This window comes from Deferrisoma palaeochoriense (assembly GCF_054656955.1).
Window position 1 is genome coordinate 1 of the sequence record NZ_BAAHXI010000031.1, and the last position, 25,921, is coordinate 25,921.

Consider the following 25,921-nt stretch of genomic DNA (forward strand, 5'->3'; position numbering starts at 1 on the left):
ATACCAAGCTGCGTTCGGACGGACACTCATCCCGGGGGCCCGGCAAGGGGCCTGGTGGAGCGCCGGGCGTGAGTGCGGAACCCGGCTCTCCCCCAACCCCCACCCGTTGGTGCCCGTAGCAACACCGGAGATCTGGCGTTGGTATCAAAAACGGCCCCCCGGGGCTTCCGGGGGGCCGTTTCATTGCGCGATCCCCGTTTCGCCGTCCTACCCCAGGTAGTCCCGGATCAGGATCTCGGCGATCTGCACGGCGTTTAGGGCCGCGCCCTTCCGGATGTTGTCGGCGACCACCCAGAGGTTCAGCCCGTTCTCAATGCTCTCGTCCTCCCGGATCCGGCCCACGTACACCGGGTCCTTGCCGGCCGCGTCGATGGGCATGGGGTACCGGTTGGCCTTGGGGTCGTCCACCACCACCACGCCGGGCGCGGCCTCCAGGAGGGCCCGCGCCTCGTCGGCCGTGATCTTCTGCTCGAACTCCACGTTCACGGCCTCGGAGTGGCCGTAGAACACCGGCACCCGCACCGTGGTGGCCGTGACCCGCACCGTGTCGTCCTCGAAGATCTTCTTGGTCTCGTTGACCATCTTCATCTCTTCCTTGGTGTAGCCGTTCTCCAGGAAGACGTCGATGTGGGGCAGGCAGTTGAACGCGATCTGGTGCGGGTAGACATCCCGGGTGGGCTCCCGGAAGTTCAGCAGTTCCCGGCTCTGGCGCTCGAGCTCCTCGATGGCCCGCTTGCCGGTGCCCGAAACGGCCTGGTAGGTGCTCACCACGATCCGCCGGATGCGGGCCCGGTCGTGGAGGGGCTTGAGGGCCACCACCATCTGGATGGTGGAGCAGTTGGGGTTCGCGATGATGCCCCGCTTCGGGTACCCGGCGATGGCGTGGGGGTTCACCTCGGGCACCACCAGGGGCACGTCGGGGTCCATGCGGAAGTGGCTCGTGTTGTCCACCACCACGGCGCCCGCCGCGGCCGCCGCCGGGGCGAACCGGGCGCTCACCGAACCCCCGGCCGAGAAGAGCGCGATGTCGATCCCCTCGAAGCTCCCCTCCGTGAGCTCGGCCACCCGCACGGCCTCGCCCCGGAACCGCACCTCGGTGCCGGCGCTCCGGGCCGAGGCCAGGGGCCGCAGTTCGGCCACCGGGAACTCCCGCTCCTCCAGCACCCGGATCATCTCGGTTCCCACGGCGCCCGTGGCTCCAACCACCGCAACGTTGTACGTACGCTTCATCCTCATTCCTCTCCCGTTCCGCTGCGCTTTGGTCCCCTGAGATCCTCCGCCCCTCCCAGTTCCAGAAGAAGCCTCTTATACGCCGGCCGGGGAGCCCGGATCCAGGCCTCCCGGGCCTCGCGCCGGGCCTCGGTCACCCGGCCCACGGCCGCCAAGGCCACGGCCAGATTGTACCGGGCCCACGGCGCCTCGGGGGCAAGGCGCACGCACTCCTCCCACGTTTCCACGGCCTCCCGCCACCGGCCCTGGCTCGCGTGGAGGATGCCCAGCTCGTTGGCGTGCACCAGCGCCCGGCTCACCCCGAGCCCCACCACCTCGAAGGCCACCTCCCGCCGCTCGTGGTCCGGCACCAGGGCCCCCAGCACCCGCCGGTTGAGCTGGCCGAACAGGCGCTGCAGGAGCCGCCCCTGGGCGGCCCGGATCAGGCCGGCGGGCACGTCGCCCCGGTAGCAGAACGACGGCACCTCGGTGGTGAGGGCCCGGGGCAGGGTGGCGACCACCTCGCCGCGCTTCAGGTCCCACACCCGGTACTCGGCCCCCACGGTCCCGAGATCGGTCCGGCAGAACAGCGGCACGGGGCGGTACTCCACCCGCTCCCGATAGGCGATCTTCCCCTCCTCGGTCTGCTCGAACACGAACTCGCCCGTGGGGGTCGGGGTCCAGGTGAACTTCTCCTCCTCGAATCCCTCCACCCGGAACTCGGCCACCCGGCCGCCCACCACGGCGTCCACCCCGGTGCGGGCGTGGACCCATCGCAGGGCGTTGGGTGACTCGTCCCACCGCACCGCGAGCCCCGCACGCATGAGGCGCTCTTCCATGTCGTCGGGGCCCACCACGTGAAACGCCCCGGTCCGGGCCAACTGCCGGGCCAGGTCCCGGGCCAGCGCCTTCCCCTCGGGGCCCTCGAAGGGGATCACCCCGAGGACCTCGACCCTCCGGTCGTAAAGGTTCACCTCGGGCGGCCGCACCACCCGGGCCGTGATCCGGCGGAGCGGCGGGTCACCGGCCTCCCGGACGGGGCCGGGAGCGACGCACCCCGCGGCCAACCAAAGCGCGGCAAGCCACCACCCGGGCCCGTGCCCCCTACCGCGCCGCAAGAAGATACCGGTCCGATCAGCCTTCCTCACCCAGAATCCGCCCCACCACGAGATCGCCCACCTCCGAGGTGGTGAAGCCCATCTGGCCGGCCGAGAGGCTCTTGAGCTTGGTGGCCGTGACCCACTGCACCGCGTCCTCGATGGCCCGGGCCGCCTCGGCCTCGCCCAGGGTGTCGAGCATCATGGCGGCGGCGCAGATGGCGGCCAGGGGGTTGATCACATTCTTTCCCGTGTACTTCGGGGCCGAACCGCCGATCGGCTCGAACATGCTCACCCCCTCGGGGTTGATGTTGCCGCCCGCGGCGATGCCCATCCCCCCTTGGATCATGGCCCCCAGGTCGGTGATGATGTCGCCGAACATGTTGTCGGTGACGATCACGTCGAACCACTCCGGGTTTTTCACCATCCACATGCAGGCCGCGTCCACGTGGGCGTAGTCGCGCTCGATGTCGGGGTACTCGGCCCCCACCTCGTTGAACGCCCGTTCCCACAGGTCGAAGGCGTAGGTCAGCACGTTGGTCTTGCCGACCAGGGTCACCTTCTTCCTCTTGTTGCGGCGCCGGCAGTACTCGAACGCGAACCGGATGCACCGCTCGACGCCCTTCCGGGTGTTGATCGACTCCTGGATGGCCACCTCGTCGGGGGAGCCCTTTCGTAGAAACCCGCCCGCTCCCACGTAGAGCCCCTCGGTGTTCTCCCGGACCACCACGAAGTCGATGTCGTCGGGGCCCTTGTCTTTGATGGGGGTGTACACGCCCGGATAGAGCTTCACGGGCCGCAGATTCACATATTGGTCCAACGAAAACCGAAGCTTCAAAAGGATCCCCTGTTCCAGGATCCCCGGCTTCACGTCGGGGTGCCCGATGGCCCCCAACAGGATCGCGTCGGCGCCCCGCAGTTCCTCGACGGCGCCGTCGGGCAGGGTCTCCCCGGTTTTCAGGTAATGGTCGCCGCCGAACGGGTACGTCTTCGTCTTGTACCCAAACCCAAATCGCCTCGAGGCCGCCTCGAGGGCCCGAAGCGCCTGTTCCACCACCTCGGGGCCGGTTCCGTCGCCGGGGATCACCGCGATCCGATACTCTTTCGCCGCCATGCTGCCTCCGTCGTTTCGATCGAGTGGGGTGCTGGAAAGCGGCTAGAAATACACGGCCTCCGATCGGCGAGTCAAACGTAAATCTTCTTTGGGATGACCAAACCCTGGGCCCGCGGGCCGGCCCACCGACTGGAACCGGAGAGGCCACGGTCCGGTCTGAGTGTAGACCCCTTGCGTCTGTTTTTCGCACAGCCAAAAACACGTGTTCTTCTCTTTACATTCGGGGTTTCGTTTGGCTAAGATGTCGTTCGTCCGATTTCCCGCGGGGGGTCACCGCGGAGAAGAGGCCGTGTCCGTTGCCCATCGCATCCTGTACGTGGAAGACAACCCGGCCAACTACCGGCTCGTGGAGCGCATGCTCCGAGATCAGGGGTACGAGGTGCTCCACGCCCGCGACGGGTTCGAAGGCGTGCGGAAAGCGATCGAGGAGCGGGACCGCCTGGACCTCATCCTGCTCGACATCAACCTGCCCGGGATGGACGGGTACGAGACGGCCACCAAGCTCAAGGCGATCCCGGGCCTCGACCGGATCCCGGTGGTGGCCGTGACCGTGAACTCGATGGCCCACGACCGCAAGCGGTCGCTGGCCGCCGGGTGTGACGGCTACATCCCCAAACCCATCGCCCCCGACACGTTCCCCTCCCAGGTCCGCTCCTACCTGCGGGGCAAACGCGACCGGATCCAGCCGGCGGACGAACGGGTCTACCTGCGGGAGCACGCCCGCCGCCTGGTGGACCGCCTGGAATCGAGCCTGACCGAGCTCCAGGTGACCCACGAGCGCATGCGCCACGGGGACAAACTGGCCACCATCGGCGAGATGGCCGCCGGGTTCGCCCACGAGATCAACAACCCCCTGGCCTCGATCGCGGCGGCCGTGGAGATTCTGCTCCAGAAGACCGGCGAGGCGGACTCGGCTCGCCGCCACCTCGAGGTGATCGCCCGTAACGTGTCGCGGCTGCAGCGGCTCGCCTCGGGCCTGACCTCGTTCGCCCGGCCGTCGGAGGCCGAACGGGCGCTCCTGCCGGTGGGGCAGGCGGTGGAGGACGCGCTCGTGGTCACCCAGTACGAGATCCGAAAGGCCGGGATCGATCTCCAGGTCGAGGTCGATCCCGGGCTGCCCCCCCTCTGGGCGAGCCCCGACCACATCCAGCACGCCCTGGTGAACCTGATCCGGAACGCGGCCCAGGCCGTCAGGGAGAAGCTGGAGGCCCAGCCCGGGGCCGAGGCCCAGGTGCTCGTGAAGGCGACGCTGGATGACGGGCACATCGCGCTCTCGGTGACCGATACGGGAACGGGGATCGCGCCCGAGTACCAGGACCGGCTGTTCACGCCGTTCTTCACCACCAAACCCAAGGGCCGGGGCACGGGGCTCGGGCTCTACATCGTCAAGCAGATCGTGGACGACCTGGGCGGCCGGATCGAGGTGCGAACCCTACCGGGCCACGGGTCCACGTTTCGGCTTCATCTTCCGCCGGCCCGCCAGGGCGGCGGCCGGGCTCCCAAGGGCACCCCTTGATCGGCGCGACCCACCCCGCCCGGCCTCTTCCCAAGGCCCTTCCCACCCTGCCGGCCGTGGCGGCGCGCATCGTCGCCCTGTTCGCGTCCCCCGAGTTTGAGATCGCCGACGTGGTCGGCACGTTGGAGCACGACCCCCCCGTTTCGGCCCGTGTGCTGCGGCTCGCCAACTCGGCCTACTACGGATTTCCCGGCCGGGTCGACCGGCTGGACCGGGCCGTGGTGCTCCTGGGGGCCACCACGGTGCAGGCCCTGGCCCTGGCCACGGCCGTGATGGACCTCTGGAAAGACCCCCCGCCCGCTTCCGTGCGCGCCCTCTGGGTCCACAGCTACCTCGCGGCCGAGGGCTGCCGGTTTCTGGGCCGGCGGCATCCCGTGACCGGGTTCGAGCCCGACGCCCTGTTCGTCGCCGGGCTCGTCCACGACCTGGGGAAGTTCTGGTTTCTGTCCGAAGCGGCCGAGGCCTACGCCTCGGAACTCGCCGAACGCTCGGGACCGGAACTTCGGGCCGCCGAGGAGGAGCGGTTCGGCGAGGATCACGCGGCAGCGGGCCGGGCGCTCCTCGAGGCGTGGAACTTCCCCCCCGGCACCGCGGCCCTGGCCGGGTTCCACCACGGCCCGGCGCTCCGGGCCGAACTCCGGCCGGCCCAGTCGGTGGTGGCCGCGGCCAACCGGGCGGCGGGAGGATCGCCCGAGCCCTCCGACCTGCCCCCGGCCCTGGAGGAGGATTTGGCGCGCCACCTGGACGCGCGGCGGGGGGCGGCCGAGGCCTTCGTGGAGGCCCTCGTTTGACCCCACCGGGAGAGGCCCCGATGCCCGACACCGTTCCGACCACGGAGCACAAGCAGGAGCTTTTCGCCCAGGCGCTTCGCTCGGCCACCCGAGAGCTCGAGGCCCGCACCGAGGAACTCGGGGTGCTCCGGGATTTGGGAGCCCTGTTCGAGCGCTCGGCCGACCTGGAGCGCCTGATCTCCTACGCCCTGGGAAAGGTGTTTCGGCTGTCCCGGGCCCGAAACGCCTCGGTGCTCCTCGCGCGGGAGGCCGAAGGGGAGCTCGTGCTCGCCGTGGCGGCCTCCAGGGGCGACCGGGCGCCCGCCTACTACGGCCCCGACGGCCATCCCCGGCGGATGTTCTCGCCGGGGGAGGGGGTCGCCGGGTGGTGCGCCGCGGCCGGAGAGCCGGCGCTCCTGGAGCGCGCCGCCGAAGACCCCCGGTTCGTGCCCGTGCCGGGGGGCGTGCCGGTGGGGTCGCTTGCGACGTTCCCCCTCGTGGCCCAGGGCCGGTGCGTGGGGGTGCTCAACTTGAGCCACCCCGACCCCGGGGGCCTCGACCTTCACAACGCCCGGTTCTGGGCCATCTTGGCGAGCCACCTGGCCGTGGCCGTCTCCCACGCCCTCCTGTTCGAGGAGGTCCGCCGGGCCAACCGACGGCTCGAGGCCCAGGTGCGCGAGCGCACCCGGCGGCTCGAAACGGCCAACCGGGAGCTCGCCCAGGCCCGGGCCGCGCTCGAAGCCCAAAACCGCTCGCTCCACGAGCGGGTGGCGGCCCGGACCCGGGAACTCGAGGCCGCGCTGGAGGAGCTCCAGGTCCAGAACGTGAGGCTCGAGGAAGCCAACCGGGTCAAGGATGAGTTCCTGAACAACATCAACCACGAGCTCAAAACCCCGCTCAATGCCATCATCGGGTACGCCGGGCTCCTCCTGCAGGAACTCGGGCCCCGGCTCGACCCCGAGCACCGCACCGACCTCGAGCTCATCGCGGCCAACGGAAAGCACCTCCAGTCGATCCTCGAGAACATCTTCTGCCTCATGGACATCGAGGCCGGCACCCTGGAACCCGAACGGGAGGCCCTCGACCTGAACGAGCTCGTCTCGGCGGCGGTGCGCTCGGTGCGGCCCCGGGCCGCCGAGAAGGGCCTCGAGCTCGTCTTCGAGCCCATGGACGTCCCCCCGGTGCCGGCGGACGAGACCCTCGTGCTCCGGGTGCTCTACAACCTGCTGGACAACGCGGTGAAGTTCAGCGACCGGGGCACGATCCGGGTGCGGACCCGCACGGCCCGGCTCGACCCGCAAGACCCTTCCGCGCCCGAGCCCCCGGCCGCGGGCGGCGTGACGGCGGCCGTGGTCGAGGTGGAGGACCAGGGCCGGGGCATCCGGCCCGAGGACGTGGACCGGGTGTTCCAGAAGTTTCACCAGGCCGAGCCCCCCACCCGGAAGACCGAGGCCGGCTCGGGCCTGGGGCTCACCATCGCCAAGAACCTGGTGGAGCTCCACGGCGGCCGCATCTGGGTCCGGAGCGAACCCGGGGTGGGGAGCACGTTCTCGTTCTACCTGCCGCTGGAGGCGAACTAGCGCGTGCGGACGCGAGGACGTTGGGACGCGCGGACGCTCCCCCCGAAAGCTCCGGACCCGGCGCCGCCCAGCCGCCTGGCCGCCTAGCCGCCCAGCTGCCCAGCCGCCCAGCCGGAATTGACTTCGCTACCGTCCCCCCCGTACCCTACGGATCTCGTGCCAACCCCCACAAAGTCCGCCGGCCGGCACCCCGGCCCCGCTGCGAGGAGGAGGGCCCCGTGAACCGTTGGGACCGTAGGTCGTTTCTGAAACTCGGCGCGGCCGGAGCGGCCGGCGCCGCCCTCCCCGCGTTTGCCGTCGCCCGGCCCAAGGGCGCCGCGCCCCATCGAAGCCTCCGGAAGTACCGGAACCCCCTCCCGACCCTGTGCGGCATGTGCCCCGCCCGGTGCGCGGTGATCGCGTCTCGCGACGGCGATCGGGTGGTACAGATCGAGGGGAACCGGGGGTCTCCAACCAACGAAGGGGGCCTGTGCGCCCGGGCCTATGCCGAGCTCGAGCGGCTCTACGCCCCCGACCGGGTGCTTCGGCCGCTCCGGCGGGCCGGCCCCCGGGGGTCGGGCCGGTGGGAGCCGATCTCCTGGGCCGAGGCCCTGGACCGGATCGCCGCGGCGCTCGACGGCCGGGCCGTCTTGCACCTCTCCATGGACCGGTTCCTGGCGGGCGACCTCCAGGACCGGATCGGGTGGGAGCGGGTGCTCCTCGACCGCCGGCTTCCGGGCCGGCCGGGCCCGGACTCCGACGCCGACCTCTACGGGGCGCCGGTGGCCGACCCCGATCTCCGGCGGGCCGAAACCGTGTACCTCCTCGGGGCGCCGATCCTGGACGGCCGGTTCCGGGTGCCGCTTGCCCGAAGCCTCGTGGAGGCGCGGGCCCGGGGGGCCCGGGCGGTGCTCTTCGCCGAGGCCGTGGGGGCCACGGGCTCGGTGTGCGAGTGGGTCCCGGTACCCCCGGCCGCGGCGGCCTGGGTAGCCCTGGGCATGGCGCGCATCCTCTGGGACGAGGGCGAGGTGGACGCCGAGTTCCTGCGCGAGCGGACCCCGGAGTTCCCCGACGCCCTGGCCGAGGCCCTTCGCCCCTACGACGCCGGAACCGTGGCGGAGCGCACCGGCATCGGGCCCGAGCGCCTCCGGCGCCTGGCGCTGACCTTCGCCGGGCGCCGACCCTCGGTGGCCGTGGCCGCGCCCGGCACGCCCGAGGCCGCGGCGGCCGCGCTCCTCAATCATATCGTGGGGAACGTGAACCGCCCCGGCGGCGTCCAGACCGCCCGCGGCCCCTACTTCACGACCCCGGCACGGGCCGAGACCGCGCCCGCCGAGTGGTGGGAGGCGTTCCTGTCCGGCGGCGAGACGCTGGACCTCTACCTCGCGGCCGAGGCCAACCCGGCCTACGACGGCCCCCGGCCCGACGCCGTGGCCCGGGCCCTGGCGGATCCCGAGCGGGTGGGGCTCGTGGTGGCCCTCGACACCCACCTGACCGAGACGGCCCGGCTCGCAGACCTCGTGCTGCCCCTGGCCACGGCCTACGAGTGCTGGGACCTCGTGGAGGGAGCGCTCCCCGACGGCCGGCCGTACCTCGCCCTCCAGCAGCCGGCCACCCGGCCCGACTCCGAGCCGGACAAGCTCAAGGACCCGGCGGCGGAGCACCTCTCGCTCTTCGAGCCCTGGCCCCGACCCCTGGGGGAGGCCCGGGGCATCCCCGACGTGCTCCTGGACCTCGCCCGGCGGCGGCCGGGCCCCGAACTGCCCGCCACGGTGCGGGACGTGCTCGATGAACTGCTCCGGAAATCCTGGGGCCCGGGGAGCCTCCAGGCCCTGGCCCGCCGGGGGGTGTGGGTGGCCGAGGAGCCCAAGGCCCCGAACCCCCTCGAATCCGCCCGGCTGGCCCACCGCCTGACCCCGCCCGAGGTGCCCACCGAGGGGTTCCTGGCCCGGGTCGAGGCCCCGGCGGTGCTCCCCCGCACCTACGCGGGTACCCGGCGGGGCCGGGAGATCGCCCCCCACGCGGAGGCCTGGGTGCCGGCCGGGGCCGGGGTGCCCGACGGCGCCGAGGTGCTCGTCCGGTCCGACGCCGGAGAGGCCCGGTTCCCGGCCCGGGTCGTCCAGGGCCTCCACCCCCGGGCCGCCGTGCTGCCCGACGGCTACGGCCACGCCGAACCGGCGGACGGGACCGCCTGGTGGCGGGAGGCCGGCCCCGGCGCCTCGGCCCGGCGGGTGGTGCCGGCCGACGGCCGGCCCCACCCCGTGGAGATCGAACCGGCGGAGGGATGACGGGCGGGACGACCGCTGGGCGGCTGGGCTGCTTGGCGGCGAGGCGGCTGACATTCCCTGGGACGTCCGTGTATCAGCCGGTCCCCATGCCAGGGGTCAGAATTCAGAGGACAGGGGTCAGAACCACCCCGTCCTCTGTCCTCTGACACCTGACATCCGGCCCGGGGGGCGCTCCCGCGCCGGGACCTGCCCCGGCTCTTCCCTCGCGGAGGTGAGCTCCCCCCGGCCCCGCCTCTCAGAACAAGGTGAGCTGCCGGGGCGGGCGGGGTCCCCCGGCCACCGAGATCCGCTCCACACACGCCACGCCCTCTAGGAACGGGCTCTCCCCGGGCCGGCGCCGCTCCCCGTAGAGCCGGCGCTCCCGCGCCCGGGTGAGCACCAGCACCTCCCGGGCCCGGGTCATGCCGACGTAGAGGAGCCTTCGCTCCTCCTCCCGGTCGCCCTCCCGCCCGGGCGCCCGGTAGGGCAGGAGCCCGTCCTCGCACCCGGCGACGAACACCACGGGAAACTCGAGCCCCTTGGCGGCGTGGAGGGTGAGCACCGCGATCCGGTCCCCGGGCCGGTACGCGTCGCCCGCCTCGGCCAGGGCGGCCCGGTCGAGGAGTTCCCCCACCGCCCGGCAGCCGGCGGCGGCCGCAAGCCACGCCGTCGCCTCCACCGCCTCCGGATCGACCCCTTCGGCCTCCAGCGCCGCACGGGCGGCGTCCAGGGCCGGGGCCCCCGCATCGGCCCGCCGCAGCCGGTCGCGCACCCGGCGCCAGCCCGGCCCCACGGCCTCGCCGGCCTGCACCGGAAACCCCTGCCGCTCCAGGGCCTCGGCGATCACGGCCGCCTGGGCCCGGGTGCGCACCAAAACGGCCACGTCCCCGAACCCGTGGGCCGCGGCCGACTGGAGCGCCCCCCACCGGCTCCGGTGGGAAGTCCCGCCCAGGAGCCCCTCGATCTCCCGGGCGATCCACGCGGCCTCGTCCCGGTCGGTCGCGAGGTCCACGAGCCGCACGGCCGGCCCCGGCGGGGCCGCCGACACGAGGCCGTCCCGTCCCAGGGCCGCCCCGGCCGCCCGAAGGATCTCGGGCGAGCACCGGTAGGTGCGCCGGAGCCGCACCGTGCGAAGCCCGGGGTCCTCGGCGGCGAGCCGGTCGAACAGCCCCGGGTCCGCCCCCCGGAACCCGTAGATCGACTGGTCGGGATCGCCGATCACGGTGAGGTCGCCGTCGGACGGCACGAGCGCGCGCAGCAGCCGGTACTGGACCGGGTCGAGGTCCTGGAACTCGTCCACCGCCACCCAGCCGGCCCGCGCCCGCCAGGCCTCCCGGAGGGCCCCGTCCGCCTCCAGCGCCTCGGCCGCCCGGAGGACCAGCTGGTCCAGGTCCAGGGCGCCCCGCCGGGTCAGCGCCGCCTCGTAGGCCCGGGCCGCCTCGGCCAGGCCGGCGCCAAGGGGCGCCCCGCTGCGGCGGGCCCGGCTCAGGGCCTCGGCCGCCGCGGCGGCCTCCCGCCGGCCCAGGCCCGTGGCCTCCTGGAACACGGCCAGGGCCTCGTCCCGGTCGAGGAGGCGAAATCCGCCCGGAAGCCCCGCGGTCTCCGGTGCTTCCCTTAGGATCTCGAGGGCAAGCTTGTGTAATGTGGAGACCCGGATCCTTTCCCCGCCGAGCGCCCCCCCCAGACGCCCGGCCAGTTCGTCGGCGGCCCGGTTCGTGAACGTCACGGCGAGCCCCCGGTCCGGGTCCACCTCGCCCCGGGTCACCCGCCGGGCGATCCGCTCCACCAGGGTCCGGGTCTTCCCCGTGCCCGGCCCGGCCACGATCCGCAGCGGCCCGGCCGGAGCGGCGACGGCGGCCTCCTGTTCCGGGTCGAGGTCGCCGCCGGTCCGGTCCTCCGACCGGGGGACGAACACCTCCGGCGGCCGCGACGCGGCGGGCGGAACCGCCCCCCCCTGCGGTGGCTCCTCGGCGGTCCCGGGGGCGAACAAGACCCCCTGCCGCTCGATCTCCCGGCGCTCCTCGGGCGAGAAGATCCGCACCACCCCGAACGCCCCGTCGTAGCCCCCCTCCACGTGCACCCTCCCCTCGCGCACCCGCCCCACGGCCTCGGCCACCACCGGGCCGGCCGCCCGGGCCACCTCCCCGGGGTCGGCCCGCAACAGGATCGGGAGCTCCGGCCCCGCCTCCCGGGCCAGCCGGCCCAGGACCCGTCCCACCCGCTTCGTGCGGGGCCCGGTCCCCAGGGCTTCGGCCACCACCTCGGCCAGGGGGACCAGGGTTTGGAAGGGCTTCGCCCCGGGGGGCCTCGCCCCGGGCGGACGGTCGGCGAGCTCCTCCACCCGGTGGAGCACCCCCACCGTGAGCCGGCCGCCGCACGCCGGGCACCGGCCGCCAAGCTCCCGGGTCTCGGCCGGCGTGAGCCGCACCCCGCATTTTCGGTGGCCGTCCAGGTGGTACTTGCCCTCCTCGGGGAAGAACTCGAGGGTGCCCAGGAGCCCGGGCCGGCCCGGGGCCTCGAGGGCCCGGCGCAACGCCCCGAAGGAGGGATCGAGGGCGAATCGGCAGGCCTCCCGGCCGAGGTTGGCGGCGGAATGAGCGTCGGACGAGGAGATCAGGGCGAACCGGTCCAGGGCCGAGACCCGCCAGTTCATGGCCGGGTCCGAGGAGAGCCCGGTCTCCAGGGCGAACACCTCGCCGGCCAGGTCCTCGAAGCACGCCTCCACCGCGTCGTAGCCCGAGCGGGAGCCCAGGATCGAGAACCAGGGGGTCCAGACGTGGGCCGGCACGAGAAACGCGCCGGGGGCGGTTTCCAGGAGGATCTCGAGCACCTGCCGGCTCGAGAGGCCCAGGATCGGGCGGCCGTCGGAGCGCACGTGCCCCAGGCGGTCGAGGGCTGCCAGGAACCGGCCGGCGGCCTCCAGGTGGGGCAGGAACACCACGTGGTGGACCTTTCGCACCGCGCCGCCGTGCTTGTAGATGCAGCTCACCTCGCCCTGGAGCACGAACCGCACCGGCCCCCGGCACGCCGCCGGCACCCCGGCGTCGGCCTCCCGGGCCAGGGGGTCCCGCAGGCGGTAGAGCCCGGGCTCGGCCTCCACGAGCTGGTCGGAGAGTTCGGCGAACCAGGCCGGGTGGGTCACGTCCCCCGTGCCCACGAGGTAGAGCCCCTTGCGCTGGGCCCAGGCGTGGAGCTCCGGGAGGTTCAGGGACCGGCTGGTGGCCCGGGAGAACCGGGAGTGGATGTGGAGGTCGGCCAGGAACTCCACGGCCGGGTCACCGGGTCTCGGCGCGGATCCAGTCGAGGAAGGCGGGGTTTCCGGCCGCGATGGGAAGCGCCACCACGCACGGGCACGAGTAGGGGTGGAGCTCCCGAACCCTCTCCGTGAGCCGCTCCACGAGGTCGGCCCGGGATTTCAGGACCAGGGCGGCCTCGGGGTCCTCCTGGACCTCCCCCTCCCACCAGTACACGGATGTCAAACCCGGGAGCACGTTGGCGCAGGCCGCGAGCCGCTCCTCCACCAGGGCCCGCCCGATCCGCAGCCCCTCCTCCCGGCTGGGTACGGTCACATAGATCCACACGCAGTCCGTCATGGCACCCTCCTTCGCGGGGCGGTCCGGCCGCCGGGCGTGCGAACCCCCACTCTACCACACGCGGGGCGACCGTTCATGGGCCCGGAGGCGGCGGCCCCTCGTTCCGGAACCGCACCGCGCCGAGGTGGGCCTTCCGGACCCAGAGGGCACGGCCCCCGGCCCGCACCAAGAGCCACGCCCCCGGCGCCCGCAACGCGTCCACGGGCCGGCCCTCGGCCTCGAGCAGGAGGTCCCCCGCCACGGCGTGGCCCCCGGCCAGCTCCACCCGCACGGCCACGGCCCGGACCCAGGCGGACGCGGGGGCCGGGTCTTCCCTTTCGATCATGGCGATCTGCGCGGCTCCGACCAGACAGAACTCCCCGTCGGCCGACCGAAACGGAAGCACCGGGTCGGCCTCGTCCACGAGCTCCCACACCTCCTGGGGCCCGGAGCCCCGGGGCGAAACCGGCGACACGAACACCTCGCCCTCGAGCACGGCCCCCGTGGCCAGGCCGAGCCGCACCCGCACGGGCACCTTCTCCACCCTGAGCCGGCTCATCCCAGGGCCTCCCGCTCCTCCTCCGACAGGAACCGGAGGAAGGGCTCCTTGACCACCGCCTTCTCGTAGGCCTCTCGGGGCGAGATGATCTTCTGCTCCAGGAGCGCCAGGATCGCGGTCTCCAGGGACTGCATCCCGTGCTTCTTGCCCGTCTGGATGGCCGAGGGGATCTGGTACGTCTTGCCCTCCCGGATCAGGTTCGAGATGGCCGGGGTCACGATGAGCACCTCCAGGGCCGCCACCCGGCCCGGCTTGTCCTCCCGGCGAAAGAGGTTCTGGGCCACCACGGCCTTCAGGCTGTCGGCCAGGGTGGAGCGGATCTGGGGTTGTTCCTCGGCCGTGAACACCTCGATCACCCGGTCCACGGTCTTCGCCGCGTTCTGGGTGTGGAGCGTGCCGAACACCAGGTGCCCCGTGGCCGCCGCCTCGATCGCAAGCGCGATCGTCTCCTTGTCGCGCATCTCCCCCACCAGGAGGATGTCCGGGTCCTCCCGCAGGGCAGCCCGCAACGCCGTGGCGAAGCTGCGGGTGTGGGTGCCCACCTCCCGGTGGCTCACGAGGCACCCCTGGCTCTGGTGCACGAACTCGATGGGGTCCTCGATGGTGATGATGTTGTCCCGCCGGGTGCGGTTGGCCTCGTCGAGGATGGCGGCCAGGGTGGTGGACTTGCCCGAGCCCGTGGGCCCGGTCACGAGCACGAGCCCCTTTCGGAGCCCGGCCAGCCGGCGCACGGCGTCCGGGAGCCCCAGATCCTCGCAGGTCAGGATCTTCGAGGGGATCGTCCGGAACACCGCGGCCGCCCCGAACTTCTGCACGAAGTAGTTGGCCCGGAACCGGGCCACCCCCTCGAGCTCGTAGGCGAAGTCCACGTCGCCGGTCTCCTCGAACCGGGCCCAGGCATCCTCGGGGGCGATCTCCCGCAGGAGCTCCCGGAGCCCCTCGTCCGTCAAGGGCTCGGCCTTGAGCTTCTTGAGCTCGCCGTGGATCCGCATGGCCGGCAGATTTCCGGCCACAAGGTGGAGGTCCGAGGCGCCCTGCTGGACCATGGCGCGGAAATAGGCGTCGAGTTTCGGCATGGGGGAACCCTCCTCGGCTGGGCGGCCGGGCCGCCGGACGGCCCGGCGTCTCCCGCTACCGAATCGTCCGGAGGGGGGTGTTTCTTGAAGGGGAAAGAAAGGCAGGGGGGGAACGGCTCCCGATCCTCACGCAACGCGCGCCACGAGCGCCAGGGGGAAGGACCGGAGGCCGTGGGGCGCGGGCGTAGCACCCCTACCCTTGCGTATCCACGAACCGCCGGGTAGCATGGCCCGAGGTGATCCCAGGAACTCCCCCCCCAAGAGGCGTTTCCGGTGTCCATCGCCCTCGACATCTACCAGGCGTTCAAAGACGACGAGGTCAAGGCCCGGGCGCTGGCCGAGGCCTTCGACCGCCTAGAGCACCGCATCCCGGCCAACGTGGCCACCGAGGAGCACCTGGAGGCCACGAAACTCGCCCTCCAGAAGGAGATCGAACAGGTCCGCGCCGATCTTGCGAAGGAGATCGAACAGGTCCGGGCCGATCTTACGAAGGAGATCGAGCAGGTCCGGGCCGATCTCACCAAGGGCATCGAACAGGTCCGCGCGGACCTCACCGCTCGCATCGAAGAAAACCGCCTGAGTATCGAGCGGGTCCGCGCCGATCTCTCCGTCGAGATCGAAAAGGTCCGGGGCGAAATCGCCCGGACCCACGCGTCCACCCTGCGGTGGGTCACCGGCCTCCTCATCGCCCAGGCCGGCGTGATCGTCGCGCTGATCAAGATTCTCCCCTGACGACGCGGCCCCAGCCCGAGCCCACCCCGAAACAGGCCGTTCGTCGTGGACCGGCCGCCTTACGCCCCGCTGTCCGTCACCCGTCACCCGTCACCGGTCCCGTCTCCACAACGCTGCGCGCGGTGCGGGCGTGGCGTGAGCCCCCCAAGAACGGGGGGCATCCTGCGGCTCGTCGGCCGCAGGTGGTTGCTCGTGCGCCTGGGGCCGACAACCCGTCACTCGTCACGGATCACGTGTCACTGAAGGAATCACCCGTGACCGGTCCACCGTCACGGCACGATGCGGAGCCGGTAGATCGCGCTGTCCACCTTGGAGAGCGCAAAGAGGTCGCCGGTGCGGGGGTCCACGGCGGCCGACACGAGACCCCGGAGGTCGAGGTAGTCCTTGTCGCGGGAGTAGAACACCTCGCGGATCTCGCCAGAAAGCGAGAAGGTCTGGAGGCTCGAGCGGATGCCGTCCACCACCAGGAGGTCGCCCGCGGGGGTCACGCACACTCCCTTGGGGAGATCCAGGGGACCCTCCAGGGTTTTGGTTCGGGTCCAGTCGATCACCACCTGGCCGTCCCGGTCCAGCACGAAAAGCCGCGCGAGCAGGCTATCCACCACGACCACCCGCCCCATGGGGGTGTGGGCCGCCAGGAACGTCGGGCTCCGGAACGGTCCGGCATCGTCGGCAGGCCGAGGGATACCGGTCCGGCCGATCTCCCGGCCGGACCGGCCCAGGTGGACCACCTGGGCGAAGGTGTACTCGGTCACCCAGAGGCCGCCCTCGGCGTCCAGCGCCACGTCCATGGGCTGGGGCGGCTTGGGGTAGTCCTCGTACCCTTTGGGGGGCGGCACGGGAACGTCCAAGAGGAGATCCCCGGTGCGGGAAAACACCCGCACGTTGGGCGACCGCAGGAACGTCACCGCGATCCGCTCACCGTCGTCCGAAACTCCGATGCCCCAGGGGATGCCCCAGGCCCCCTCGTACCCCGGGGGCTCTGTGGCAAAGCGGTAGAGAAAGTTCCCGTCGCCGTCGAGCGCCACGACCGACCGGCTCCCCAGGTCGGTCACGAAGAGCGTCCGGTCGCTCCAGGTCAAATCCGTGGGCTCCCTCAGGCGGTAGGCGGTGGTCTCCCGGAACACCGCCGCCACCTCCACCGTGCGCCGCGTTGCCTTGGCCTCCCCCTCGGCCGCCCCGGCCTCCCCCACCCGCACGGAGAGGGGCTTCGAGTCGGCCGACTCCTGGCTCTGGAGCCCCACGGCGCGCACCGTGTAGGTGTAGGTCGCACCGGGCTCCACCGTGGCGTCCACGTACTTCACGTCCTGGACCGAGGCGAGGAGCGCCGGTTCCTCCCCCTGTTTGGACCGGTAGAGGTTGTAGAACACCGCCCCCTCCACGGCGCCCCACACTAGATGGACGCTCCGGCCCTCCACGTAGTGACCGCCCCACTCCGGCGGTTCCAGGGGCCGGAACCCCTCGAGCTTCTTGGGCTCCGACGTGGCGAGCACAGCGCCGGCCGGCCCCAGGGCCTCGACGGTGTAGAGGTATGTGGCCGTGGGCGGCGCCTCGGGGTCCACGTGCTGGGGCGCGGTCACCGTCCAGGTCCGCTCCTCCCGGGTGCGCAGGTCCCGCCGGACCACCCGGTAGGTCTGGGCACCGGGCACCGGGAGCCACATAAGGAGCACCTGGTTCCCCGCCCGCATGGGAAACCCCGGTTGCCACGAAAGCTCCGCCGCGCCGGCGTTGAGGGAAAGGAGCAACGCCCCCGCGAGCCCCAGGCACAAAACGGCCCCGAGGGCCCTCCGCGTCCACACGTCAATCCGTCCACCCATCCGAACGGTCTCCCCCTCACCAGTTGTGGGCGCTCTTGGCGAGCCCCACGTGGCAGTCGATGCAGGTGAGCCCGTCCGATAGGTCGCCCGGTTCCCCCGGCGCGGCGTACCAGGAGAGCTCCCGCCCCTGGAGAAACGCGCTCAGGTCCTCCGCCGATGTGAGGTGGTGGGCGTTCTCGCCCGAGACATCGTCGTTGGGCAGGTGGCACACGTCGCAAAGGTATTTTTTTCCACGATCCTCGGCCCGGAGGCACCGCGATCCCGGGCGGCCCTGATGCATCCGGTGGCAGGTGGCGCACAGGAGCCCTCCGCCGTCGGCCACGGGCCACTCCGGGGGAATCGCGATGTCGAGCCCCCTGTGGGGCACGGTCGAGGTCTCCCACGGGGGAACGGCCTCGTCCTGCACCGGATGGTAATAGAGCGTGCCGCCCGGGTTCTGGGGCTTACCCTCCTCGCCGTGGCATCCGGCGCAAAGGGGGTCCGTGCCCGAGGCCGTGTCGTAGGCCTCGATCACCAGCAGGTTCTCCTTCACGCTGTGGGCGCTGTGGCACGTGGAGCACATGACGCCCCCCTGGGGCGGGTCGTCACCGAACCCGGCCAGGTGCCCCCCGGTCGTCCAGTGGCGTGCCGGATCCGCCCGCTCCTCGGGCCCCAAACCGGGGACCCGAAGGCGCGGGTCCACGGCGTTGAACGCCATCTCGGGGCCCGGGAGATCGGGCCTCACCCGCTCGGCCCCGGAGAAGACCACAGGCATCCCCACCGGGTGGGCCCGGTTCCGGCCCCCCGTGTCCTCCACGGCGGTCCACCGCCCGTCTCCCGCCCGGTCGCCGCCCGAGTGGCACCGCTGGCAGAGCTCCTCGATCGGAACCTTCAGGAACGGCGGGTTTTGGTCGGAATGGGGGTCGTGGCAAGCCGTGCACTCCATGCGGGACGGAAGGGCCCCAGTCTCCGGGTCCGGAGGCACGAGCCCGCTCGCCTCCACGTTGGCCCGCCCCTCCAGCCCGCCCGTCGCCGCCGATAAGTCGTCGATGTCAAGCCCGTGGGAGCGGGTCAGGGCCTCGATGCCCAGGGTGCCGTCGGGCGCCTCCACCAGGGCCGTGGGCACCACGGTGCCGTCGTGACAGGTGTAGCAAAACGCCCCCACCCGGCCGAGCTCCGACACGTACACCCCCTCCCGGGCGAGCAGGCTCTCCTCCGACGAGGCCCGGTGGGGCACGTGGCAGTACGCGCACACGCTCTTTTCCTCGGCCAGGTTGTAGATGCGCATGTCGTGGTGGGTGCCCTCCACCCCGGCCCGGGCTCCCGCCGCCCCAAAAGCGGCCAGTCCCACGACGGCACCCACAGCGATCCGTTTCACGGCCCCTCCCCTACTCATGGCAGCTCCCGCAGAACTTCACGTCTGCGTACCGGCCCCACTCCTTGCCGTCAAAAATCCGGTCGATCCCGAGACCGCGATCCTTCCCGCCCAGGTTCTCCCCCCTCAGGATCGCCGCCCCCATGGAGGGATCGCCCCCGTGCCCGGGGGCGTGGCAGGTGACGCAGTGGAGGTTGTAGGGGTCGCTCGGGAGCACGATGGGGGGAAGGGGCACCTCCCGGATCGGCATGGTGCCCTTGCGCGAATCGGTCCGGATCGGCTTGCTCACCATGTTGGGGCTGAGCACATCCACGTCCCGCACCAGGAGCCCGGCCTCGGCCAGGGGGAAGTCGATCACGTCCCCGGTCATCACGTGGTGGTTCCGGGGCTTCGCGATCCCCCGGATGTAGTGGCGCTCGTTGTTCCCCCGCCGGCGCCCGGCCACGTGGCTCCAGTTCCGGGGGTCGTTCCAGTTGGAATGGAGCGAGTTGGCCTCGCCCCCGTCGTCCTGGTACAGGAACCCGTGGCAGCCCACGCAAAGGGGCGCGTGCCCCCCCTCCACCGTATCGTCGGGAACGGGGGAACTGGTGACCTTGGCGAGGAGGTTGTAGCGCCCCTCGATGTTTACCCGGAGGTTGTGGCACGACTCGCAGATGAGCTCCAGCGCCCCCATGGCCGCCGGGTTCGTCTCGGACCGGCAGGCCTCGGCCGCGATCACCGCCTCCCCCCCGGTGTAGACCACCGATTCCCAGGTGTCGGCGTCGCCGTACTTCGACGACCCGCCGTTCCCCCAGTCCTCCTCGAGCCAGGGGGTGATCTTGAAGAACTCGCCCGCGTCCCTCACCCCCCACATGGCGTCGGGCCACCCGCCGCCGGAGTTCGTGCGTCGGAGCGTACCGGTGAGCGCGTTCAGGACGAAATGGGTGCCCTTCCCGGGCGTGGGGTTCTCCGTGTGGCACTCCACGCACAGGGCCGACGCCCCGTTGTTCGGGATCCCCTTCTCGCCGTAAGCGTCGGCCTTGGCCAGCCCCGGGTCCGCCGGGTTGATGGCCGCCCCGGCCGCGGCGGCCCAGAGGGCGCCGGCGAGCGCCCAAACCAGTCTCCCCCGCATGGGCCCCTCCCTCAGTCGTTGGCCGTGTGGCACGCGTCGCACAGCGGGTCCGGGTTGGCCACCAGGCGCTTGCCCGCGCCCGCGGCCGCCTCCACGTCCACCTGCCGGTCGATCCCCGGCACCGTGTCGCCGGTGTTCCACTGCTTCACCGAGCCCGCCGTGTCGCCCGGCTCGGGCACGTTGTCGTAATAGATCACATTGACCGGCTGCCCGGCCACGCCCGGGATCGAGGTCACGGCCGACCAGCCCCGCTTCAGGATCCGGGCCCCGGTCTGCACCTGGGCCCCGTGGGGCCAATGGCACGAGGCGCAGTTCACGGCGTTCGCCGCCGGATAGGTCACCTCGCTTCCCGCCGTGGGGGTGGAGCGCACGTGGGAGGTATGCCCGGTGTTCAGGGTGTGGCTATTGGGGTCGTCGTCGTCGGGGCCCACCGTGTCGCCGGTCATCGGGTGATGCGCCGGCGGCCCCCCGGCCTGGGCCGCGTGGCATCCCTCGCACAGGGCCGAGGGGTCGAGATCGCGGCCGAAGGCCTCCAGCAGGTTGTTCCCGCCGGCCGCGTTCTTGACCAGGTTGTGGCACGACTCGCAGATGATCTCCCCGGTCTGACCCGTGACCGACTGGGCCGAGGGGTTCGGGGGGGAGGGAACGGCGTACTTCGAGAGATACGAGGCGCCGCCGCTCCAAGCGTCGGTTTTTTCGTACGTGGTGTTCTGGGTGGTGCGCACCGAGGCGCCGTCGTGGTGGGTCACGAAATGGGTGCCGCCGTTCGGCTTGGGATTGGCCGTGTGGCAGTCCACACAGAGGGCCGAGGCCGCGTTGTTCCCGTAGGTGGTTCCATAGGCCTGGGCGTTGGGCAACCCCGGGTTCGCCGGGTTGAGCCCTGCCCAGGCCGGCGCGGCCAATGCCACTGCGCCCCACACGAGCCATCGCGAGATCATGATGCGGACCCCTCCGTTCCCTACGCCAAAACTGTTTCCCGGCAACCCACGGCCCTTGTACCCCGCCGGCACCCCGGAAGTTTCGCCCCCACCTTAGCAGAACGCCCCCCCAAACAGGAAGGGGCCCGTTCGGGCCCCTTCCGTTCCGCGTCGATCCGGTCGCTGGGCTAGAGCGCCTTCAGAATCTCGTCCACGTCGCCCCGGTACCCGGTCTTCTTGAACAGGATCTTCCCGCCCTTGTCGAGAAGCAGGGTGGACGGGGTGGCGTAGAGCCCCACGGCCTCGCCGAACGAATACTCCGGGTCGTGGAGCAGACCGAACAGCTTCTGGAACTTCTCGTACACCTTCATGGCCCGCTCTTTGTTCTGGTCCACGCTCACCAGGTACACCTTCACCTTCTTGAGGCTGTCGGCGTTCTTGGCGAGGTCCTTCATCTCTTTGGCGCACAACCCGCAGATCGAGTTCACGAACACGAACAGGGTCTTCTCCTCGATCTTGCCCGTGTCGAACTCGTCGCCGTCCATGGTGTGGATCTTCACCGGTTTGGCCACGTCGCCCACGTTGGTACCGTACTTCGGCCCCTCCTGGGCTAGACCAGCCGTCCCCACCGCAACCACCGCCAGCGCCCCCACCAGCATCGTGAACAGTTTGCGCATGCTCGCTACCTCCCGTCGGGTTGGAAAACCGGGGCCCCTGCCCCGCAGGGGCCCCTCGTTGGCACGCCGCTTACGCTTCCGCGACCCCCGCTACTGGTGGCACTGGCCGCAGTAGGTCAGGTCGTCGATCTTCTTCCAGCCGCCCCGGTCGCTGATCCGGGAGATCGGCCCCAGCGCCGTGGGCGCCGCCGTGTAGGTGGCGTTCCGCAGGATCGACGCGGCCGGGCTCGCGCCCTGGCCGTGGGCGGGAGCGTGGCAGTTCGTGCAGGTGAGGCCGCCGCCCGAGGGCTTGGTGAGACCGTTGTCCCAGGTGGCCTTCTGGGGGTAAGTGCCCTGCGTCGAGGTGTTGCTGATCGGGCTGTCCGTGTAGCTCACCACGTCGTTGTCGGTCCAGAGCACCATGAGCCCCGCCTGGGTAGCGTCGATCACGTCGCCGGTCATCACGTGGTGGTTCTGGGGCCGGGCCACGCCCTTGACCCAGTGGTACTCGTTGTTGCCCTTCCGGCCGCCCGAGACCTCATTCGTGTTCCGGGCGTCGCCCCAGTTCGCCAGACCGCTGGCCGACTGGTCCACGGCCGCGGTGTACATGAACCCGTGGCAGCCCACGCACAGGTCGGCCACCGGGGTGTCCTCCCACTCGTTGTTGGCCTGGGCCTCGAGCAGATTGTTTCCGCCCGCGTCGTTGATCACGATGTTGTGGCAACTCTCGCAGACGATATCGTAGCCGGCGTAGTTCGACGCCGTGGCCTGCAGGGTGGCCGTGGTGACCCCGGCCACGGTGTTGTCCGGGACATAGCTCGCCGGCACGGAGGTGTCGGCGTACTTCGAGTAGGTGGCCGCGCCGGTGGAGCCGTTCGTGCTCCAGAGCGAGATCTTGAAGTAGGCGCCGTTGTCCCGGGCCGCGATGGCGCCGGTGTTGTCGATGCCGGAGCCGCCGGAGTTCGTCAAGCCGCCCGTGCTGGTCGGGTTCACGAAGTGGGACCCGCCGGCCTTGGGCTGCACGGTGTGGCAGTCCACGCACATGGCCGAGGCCTGGTTGTTCGTGGCCGTGAAGCCCGTGTAGGTGGACGCACCGTTGTTGTTAGACGTATCGGCCGTCGGGAGCCCCGGGTCGGCGGGGTTGATGCCGGCCAGGGCGGGCGCCGCCAGAAGCGACGCGCAAAGCACCGCAAGTACCTGTTTCGTCTTCATGATCCCCATCCTCCTTACCAGTTGTGGGCCGTGCTGTGGGTGGACCCGCCCGCCGTCGGGAACACGTGGCAGTCGGCGCAGCCGAGGCCGTTCGCGTGGTCGGCCGCGGTGAGCCAGGAGGCCGCGTTCGTGCCGTCGAGGTTCAGGGTGTCGCCGTCGGCGTCCGTGACCGTGGCGGTACCCCAGTCACCCGTCCTGGTGCGGTGGTGGCTGTTGGCCGGCTCACCCGCGCTGCCCGCGTTGTCGGCCACGTCGGGCAGGCCCACGCCGGTGTGGCAGGCGTCGCAGATCTTGCCGGTGAACGCGCCGTCGCGGGCGCCATCGAGGTCCACCAGGGCCATGGAGTTGTTGATGCCGCCGTGCACGTCGTGGCAGGAGCCGCAGCGGGGCTTTCCGGTGGTGCCTTCGATCCCCACCACGTTGTCGGCGATGCCGTTCTGGCCCCCACCCGACGCCGCGTTGATGGCCGAGAGGTCCACCTGGAACGAGAAGTTCCCGGTGCTCGTGGTGTAGGTGTAGATGTTGCCGGCGCCAGCCGTGCCAGCGTTTGCCGCCGACCCCACCGGGTGGTAGTAGGCCGTGGTGCCGGGGTTCGGGTCGTCGACGCCGGTGGCGTCGGTACCGTGGCAGCCCACGCAGATCGGGTTCCAGGTGCCGTCAGCGCTCACGGCGTCCCGCAGGATCAGGTTCGGCTGACCCGGCCGGTCGTTGGTGGGCACGTGCACGCCGTGGCAGGTGTAGCACCCGAAGGTCTCGCCGCCCGCGGCGTTCGCCCAGGTGCTCACCTTGCCGCCGGGCGTGTAGTGCTGGGCCGGGTCGTTCAGGGCCGCGCCGTTCGCGGTGGCCACGTCGAAGATGTTCCCGTCGAGGTTGATGTACCGGCCGTAGCGCTCGGCGTTCGTGCGGTTTCCGGCGCTGGTTCCCACGTTGGCGTTCAGAATCAGCGCGAAGTTCACCGGGTGCTCGCCGTTGGGGGCGGCCTCACCGCCCACCCAGCTGTTCCCGCGGTCGGTGTGGCAGGCCTCGCAGAAGCTCTCGCCGCCGGGGCCGCCGGTGAAGAGGTCCAGCTGCAGGAACGGGGTGTTCGTGTTGTCGTGCACGTTGTGGCAGCTCGTGCACTCGAGCTGGGTGGCCGTGCCGTAGGGCAGCCCCTGCCCGACGGCGTCGAAGGTGACTTGGGCGCCCGTGGTCGACACGAGCAGGTCGGCGGGGTTGAGCCCGTGGGCGAACCCGTTCGTCACGTTGACGGCGTTCACGCTGTAGGAGACGGGTACCACCGTTCCGCTCTCATCGAGCGTGGCCGCGATTTCCGGAACCACCGTCGCCGTAGTGACATAGGCCGTGCCGCCGCGGTGGCAGCGCGACAGGCACAGTTCGCCGACGTTCCCGTAGTTCCCGGTGGCGGCCGTGGTGTCGAGCACGCCGTGGCAGTACAGGCACACCTCGGTGGCGCCCTGGTAGGCGCTCAGGTCGTGGTGGCTCCCGTTGACCGCCGCGTTCGCCGAGGCAGCGGCCAGCACGGCGGCCGCGGCTCCGGCCAGAAGGATCCTCATCGTTTTCACGGCTTTTCCTCCTCTGTTCATGGTTGAACCCGCGGTTCACATGGGGTGGGCCTGCGGCCTCGGCCGCCTCGGCCCCGTCTCAAGACTTTGTCCGCGGGCCCGGCCCAGCCCGCTTGTGGTGGATCGCTTCGCCTCTAACCTCCTTTCGCGCCGGTGGGAGGGGCCTCGCGCGGCCGCACCCCGGGTCCCCTGCCGTCAGGGCAGGTCGTAGACGGCCACTTCCTTACCCTGCACCGACAACACGTACAAACGGCGTCGCTGCGGGTCGAACTGCACAATGGTCGGATTCGCTGACATGGACTGGAGCTTTGGTGTTTTCCCTTCCGGATCGTCGACGAGGTTCGCCAGGTAGTCCCCGTTCGTGTCGTCGCCCGGCTTCGTCACCTTCACCTGTTTGATCTCGCCCCGCAGCGAGTCCACGATCAGGATCGAAGAGTCGTCGTAAGGCGAGAAATCCGAAAGCTGCGACACCTGGTTTCTGGCCCCGCCGATTCCGAGAATCGAGAACACCTTCTTGTGTTCCTGGAGGTCCACGGCGCTGAGGCGCCCCTCCCCTGATTCCAACACGAACATCCAGTCCGGAAACGCGGGCAGAAATCGCGGGCGGGACGGGGCGATGAACCGGTCTCCGTGCTTCGCCGGATCGTACTTCTCGCTGGACACCCTCGGGAATCCCACGCGTTCCGGTTCCGTCGCGCCTCGGGAGAAGATCTCCAGCAGACCATAGTTACCGTCCACCACCCAGAGCGCACCATCCGGAGCCTGGGCGATGCCCACCGGACCGGGTTTGTCGCGCATTCCCTCCATCGGGGGCACGACGATTTCGCGCACGAGCGCATCACCGGCCGGGTTCACCTCCCGGATGGCCGTGTCACCCAGAAACGAGAACAGCAGGTTCCCGTCAGCCGACACGCCCATCATCCACGGTCGGCTCCACTCCCGGCTCCCCACCTTCTCCTGGAGAAGCGGCAGTCGCTCGAGGTAGTTGCCGTCCGCGTCCAAGACCTGGACGCCGTCCTGGCAGGCCACGTAGAGTCGGCCGTTGTGGAACAGGATGTCGCTCGGGTTCTGGAACTCGTCAAACTCCTCGCCCCGGGTGGTCTTGACGAGCTTCATCACGATGGCCTTGAACTCGAACTGCTTGACCTGCTGGATCTTCGGGAACTTGACCTCGACCTTGAGCGGTTCCCCGCGCTTCGACTCCTGCCCGGTGGTGCTCACCGCGGTGACGAAGTAGTAGTACGTCTTGCCGTCCTCCACCTTGGCATCGGTGTGCTTGGGCTCCTGCACCGAGCCGAGCAGGGTCCCGGCCTGGTCCGGGGCGTCGGCCCGGTACACGTTATAGAACGACGCGCCCTCCGATAGCCCCCAGCGGAGGTGGACCGCCTTGTTGATGGCGTCGAGCCGGAACGTGAGCTCCTTGGGCGGCTCGATGGGCTTCTGCCCCTTCAGCACGGCCACCGGCGAGGGGTCGGTCTCGGCCCCGCCCACCACGGCCGTGACCTTGTAGGCCACGTCCTGGTCGGCCGGCGCCGTCGGGTCCTGGAAGTTGTTCATGGGCCCCTTGTACACCACCTCCCACTCGCCCTGGCCGATCTTGCGGTAAACTTTGTACTCCGAGGCGCCCGGAACCGGCATCCACATGCCCATGGCCCCCGCAGCCCCAAGGCGCATCGGGAAATTGGGCATCCAGTTCGGCCCCGCCGCGGCCTGCGCCGGCCGGACCCCGGCCCCGAGCCCCATCCCCAGCACCAACAGAAGAACCCCGAGTCCCCACATCCACCGAGCCTGTTGTTTCATCGCCTCACTCCGTACGAAAAA

General features: G+C 71.1%; 20 protein-coding genes. 5 read left to right on the forward strand and 15 right to left on the reverse strand.

All coding sequences use genetic code 11. The features are described from left to right. Nucleotides 1-207: 207 nt before the first annotated feature. Genes ACYQ8L_RS10000 through ACYQ8L_RS10010 form a run of 3 tightly spaced genes read right to left on the reverse strand, consistent with a single transcriptional unit; the run spans nucleotide 208 to nucleotide 3,420 of the window. Nucleotides 208-1,230 (reverse strand): aspartate-semialdehyde dehydrogenase, encoded by a 1,023-nt coding sequence (locus ACYQ8L_RS10000; RefSeq protein ID WP_459941650.1) that lies wholly within the window; start codon nucleotides 1,228-1,230, stop codon nucleotides 208-210. Nucleotides 1,231-1,232: 2 nt separating this feature from the next. Further along, nucleotides 1,233-2,357, reverse strand: coding sequence for a tetratricopeptide repeat protein (locus ACYQ8L_RS10005; protein WP_459941651.1), 1,125 nt, complete (start codon nucleotides 2,355-2,357; stop codon nucleotides 1,233-1,235). Beyond that, nucleotides 2,344-3,420, reverse strand: a complete 1,077-nt coding sequence (locus ACYQ8L_RS10010; protein WP_459941652.1) for a 3-isopropylmalate dehydrogenase — start codon at nucleotides 3,418-3,420, stop codon at nucleotides 2,344-2,346. Before ACYQ8L_RS10010 ends, ACYQ8L_RS10005 begins: the two co-directional genes overlap by 14 nt. Nucleotides 3,421-3,709: 289 nt before the next feature. On the opposite strand from ACYQ8L_RS10010, the gene ACYQ8L_RS10015 reads away from it, so the two are divergent. The 4 genes from ACYQ8L_RS10015 (at nucleotide 3,710) to ACYQ8L_RS10030 (ending at nucleotide 9,553) form a co-directional block, all read left to right on the forward strand. Next, nucleotides 3,710-4,936 carry a hybrid sensor histidine kinase/response regulator gene (locus tag ACYQ8L_RS10015; RefSeq protein WP_459941653.1) on the forward strand — a complete coding sequence of 409 codons (1,227 nt, stop codon included), beginning with the start codon at nucleotides 3,710-3,712 and terminating at the stop codon, nucleotides 4,934-4,936. Continuing rightward, nucleotides 4,933-5,727 (forward strand): HDOD domain-containing protein, encoded by a 795-nt coding sequence (locus ACYQ8L_RS10020; RefSeq protein WP_459941654.1) that lies wholly within the window; start codon nucleotides 4,933-4,935, stop codon nucleotides 5,725-5,727. Before ACYQ8L_RS10015 ends, ACYQ8L_RS10020 begins: the two co-directional genes overlap by 4 nt. Nucleotides 5,728-5,747: 20 nt before the next feature. Continuing rightward, nucleotides 5,748-7,286, forward strand: a complete 1,539-nt coding sequence (locus ACYQ8L_RS10025) for an ATP-binding protein (RefSeq protein ID WP_459941655.1) — start codon at nucleotides 5,748-5,750, stop codon at nucleotides 7,284-7,286. Nucleotides 7,287-7,504: 218 nt separating this feature from the next. Further along, nucleotides 7,505-9,553, forward strand: coding sequence for a molybdopterin-dependent oxidoreductase (locus ACYQ8L_RS10030; RefSeq protein WP_459941656.1), 2,049 nt, complete (start codon nucleotides 7,505-7,507; stop codon nucleotides 9,551-9,553). Between the two features lie 235 nt (nucleotides 9,554-9,788). Here ACYQ8L_RS10030 and ACYQ8L_RS10035 read toward each other — a convergent pair whose 3' ends face one another. From ACYQ8L_RS10035 to ACYQ8L_RS10050, 4 genes are all read right to left on the reverse strand, one after another. Then, a complete protein-coding gene (locus ACYQ8L_RS10035; protein WP_459941657.1) occupies nucleotides 9,789-12,800 on the reverse strand; it encodes a UvrD-helicase domain-containing protein in 3,012 nt (1,003 codons plus the stop codon). Between the two features lie 7 nt (nucleotides 12,801-12,807). Continuing rightward, a complete protein-coding gene (gene cutA / locus ACYQ8L_RS10040) occupies nucleotides 12,808-13,125 on the reverse strand; it encodes a divalent-cation tolerance protein CutA (RefSeq protein ID WP_459941658.1) in 318 nt (105 codons plus the stop codon). Nucleotides 13,126-13,198: 73 nt separating this feature from the next. Further along, on the reverse strand, nucleotides 13,199-13,663 hold the full coding sequence (locus ACYQ8L_RS10045) for a hypothetical protein (protein ID WP_459941659.1): 465 nt from the start codon (nucleotides 13,661-13,663) through the stop codon (nucleotides 13,199-13,201). Then, nucleotides 13,660-14,739 carry a type IV pilus twitching motility protein PilT gene (locus ACYQ8L_RS10050; RefSeq protein ID WP_459941660.1) on the reverse strand — a complete coding sequence of 360 codons (1,080 nt, stop codon included), beginning with the start codon at nucleotides 14,737-14,739 and terminating at the stop codon, nucleotides 13,660-13,662. Before ACYQ8L_RS10050 ends, ACYQ8L_RS10045 begins: the two co-directional genes overlap by 4 nt. A gap of 273 nt (nucleotides 14,740-15,012) precedes the next feature. Between ACYQ8L_RS10050 and ACYQ8L_RS10055 the strand changes: the two genes are divergently transcribed. After that, nucleotides 15,013-15,471, forward strand: coding sequence for a DUF1640 domain-containing protein (locus tag ACYQ8L_RS10055; RefSeq protein WP_459941661.1), 459 nt, complete (start codon nucleotides 15,013-15,015; stop codon nucleotides 15,469-15,471). Nucleotides 15,472-15,740: 269 nt separating this feature from the next. Here ACYQ8L_RS10055 and ACYQ8L_RS10060 read toward each other — a convergent pair whose 3' ends face one another. The 8 genes from ACYQ8L_RS10060 to ACYQ8L_RS10095 all read right to left on the reverse strand — a co-directional run bounded on the left by ACYQ8L_RS10060 (nucleotide 15,741) and on the right by ACYQ8L_RS10095 (nucleotide 25,900). Next, complete coding sequence (locus ACYQ8L_RS10060) at nucleotides 15,741-17,288, reverse strand: NHL repeat-containing protein (protein ID WP_459941662.1); 1,548 nt, start codon at nucleotides 17,286-17,288, stop codon at nucleotides 15,741-15,743. A gap of 16 nt (nucleotides 17,289-17,304) precedes the next feature. After that, nucleotides 17,305-18,645 (reverse strand): cytochrome c3 family protein, encoded by a 1,341-nt coding sequence (locus tag ACYQ8L_RS10065; RefSeq protein ID WP_459941663.1) that lies wholly within the window; start codon nucleotides 18,643-18,645, stop codon nucleotides 17,305-17,307. 10 nt (nucleotides 18,646-18,655) lie between these two features. Then, nucleotides 18,656-19,753 carry a hypothetical protein gene (locus ACYQ8L_RS10070; RefSeq protein ID WP_459941664.1) on the reverse strand — a complete coding sequence of 366 codons (1,098 nt, stop codon included), beginning with the start codon at nucleotides 19,751-19,753 and terminating at the stop codon, nucleotides 18,656-18,658. Between the two features lie 11 nt (nucleotides 19,754-19,764). Continuing rightward, a complete protein-coding gene (locus ACYQ8L_RS10075) occupies nucleotides 19,765-20,691 on the reverse strand; it encodes a hypothetical protein (protein WP_459941665.1) in 927 nt (308 codons plus the stop codon). 167 nt (nucleotides 20,692-20,858) lie between these two features. Then, the gene (locus ACYQ8L_RS10080; protein WP_459941666.1) at nucleotides 20,859-21,347 is read right to left on the reverse strand and encodes a TlpA family protein disulfide reductase; all 489 of its coding nucleotides are present in this window, start codon (nucleotides 21,345-21,347) and stop codon (nucleotides 20,859-20,861) included. A gap of 90 nt (nucleotides 21,348-21,437) precedes the next feature. Then, nucleotides 21,438-22,538: a hypothetical protein gene (locus ACYQ8L_RS10085; RefSeq protein WP_459941667.1), complete on the reverse strand. Its 1,101-nt coding sequence runs from the start codon at nucleotides 22,536-22,538 to the stop codon at nucleotides 21,438-21,440. Nucleotides 22,539-22,552: 14 nt separating this feature from the next. Next, the gene (locus ACYQ8L_RS10090) at nucleotides 22,553-24,100 is read right to left on the reverse strand and encodes a hypothetical protein (protein ID WP_459941668.1); all 1,548 of its coding nucleotides are present in this window, start codon (nucleotides 24,098-24,100) and stop codon (nucleotides 22,553-22,555) included. A gap of 195 nt (nucleotides 24,101-24,295) precedes the next feature. Further along, the gene (locus tag ACYQ8L_RS10095) at nucleotides 24,296-25,900 is read right to left on the reverse strand and encodes a hypothetical protein (RefSeq protein WP_459941669.1); all 1,605 of its coding nucleotides are present in this window, start codon (nucleotides 25,898-25,900) and stop codon (nucleotides 24,296-24,298) included. Nucleotides 25,901-25,921: the final 21 nt, after the last annotated feature.

Bases quoted from the DNA above. Each gene is read 5' to 3' on its own strand.
- ACYQ8L_RS10000 (WP_459941650.1), bottom strand. From the start codon at position 1,230: ATGAAGCGTACGTACAACGTTGCGGTGGTTGGAGCCACGGGCGCCGTG.
- ACYQ8L_RS10010 (WP_459941652.1), bottom strand. From the start codon at position 3,420: ATGGCGGCGAAAGAGTATCGGATCGCGGTGATCCCCGGCGACGGAACC.
- ACYQ8L_RS10025 (WP_459941655.1), top strand. From the start codon at position 5,748: ATGCCCGACACCGTTCCGACCACGGAGCACAAGCAGGAGCTTTTCGCC.
- cutA (WP_459941658.1), bottom strand. From the start codon at position 13,125: ATGACGGACTGCGTGTGGATCTATGTGACCGTACCCAGCCGGGAGGAG.
- ACYQ8L_RS10045 (WP_459941659.1), bottom strand. From the start codon at position 13,663: ATGAGCCGGCTCAGGGTGGAGAAGGTGCCCGTGCGGGTGCGGCTCGGC.
- ACYQ8L_RS10050 (WP_459941660.1), bottom strand. From the start codon at position 14,739: ATGCCGAAACTCGACGCCTATTTCCGCGCCATGGTCCAGCAGGGCGCC.
- ACYQ8L_RS10060 (WP_459941662.1), bottom strand. From the start codon at position 17,288: ATGGGTGGACGGATTGACGTGTGGACGCGGAGGGCCCTCGGGGCCGTT.
- ACYQ8L_RS10070 (WP_459941664.1), bottom strand. From the start codon at position 19,753: ATGCGGGGGAGACTGGTTTGGGCGCTCGCCGGCGCCCTCTGGGCCGCC.
- ACYQ8L_RS10075 (WP_459941665.1), bottom strand. From the start codon at position 20,691: ATGATCTCGCGATGGCTCGTGTGGGGCGCAGTGGCATTGGCCGCGCCG.
- ACYQ8L_RS10080 (WP_459941666.1), bottom strand. From the start codon at position 21,347: ATGCGCAAACTGTTCACGATGCTGGTGGGGGCGCTGGCGGTGGTTGCG.
- ACYQ8L_RS10085 (WP_459941667.1), bottom strand. From the start codon at position 22,538: ATGAAGACGAAACAGGTACTTGCGGTGCTTTGCGCGTCGCTTCTGGCG.
- ACYQ8L_RS10095 (WP_459941669.1), bottom strand. From the start codon at position 25,900: ATGAAACAACAGGCTCGGTGGATGTGGGGACTCGGGGTTCTTCTGTTG.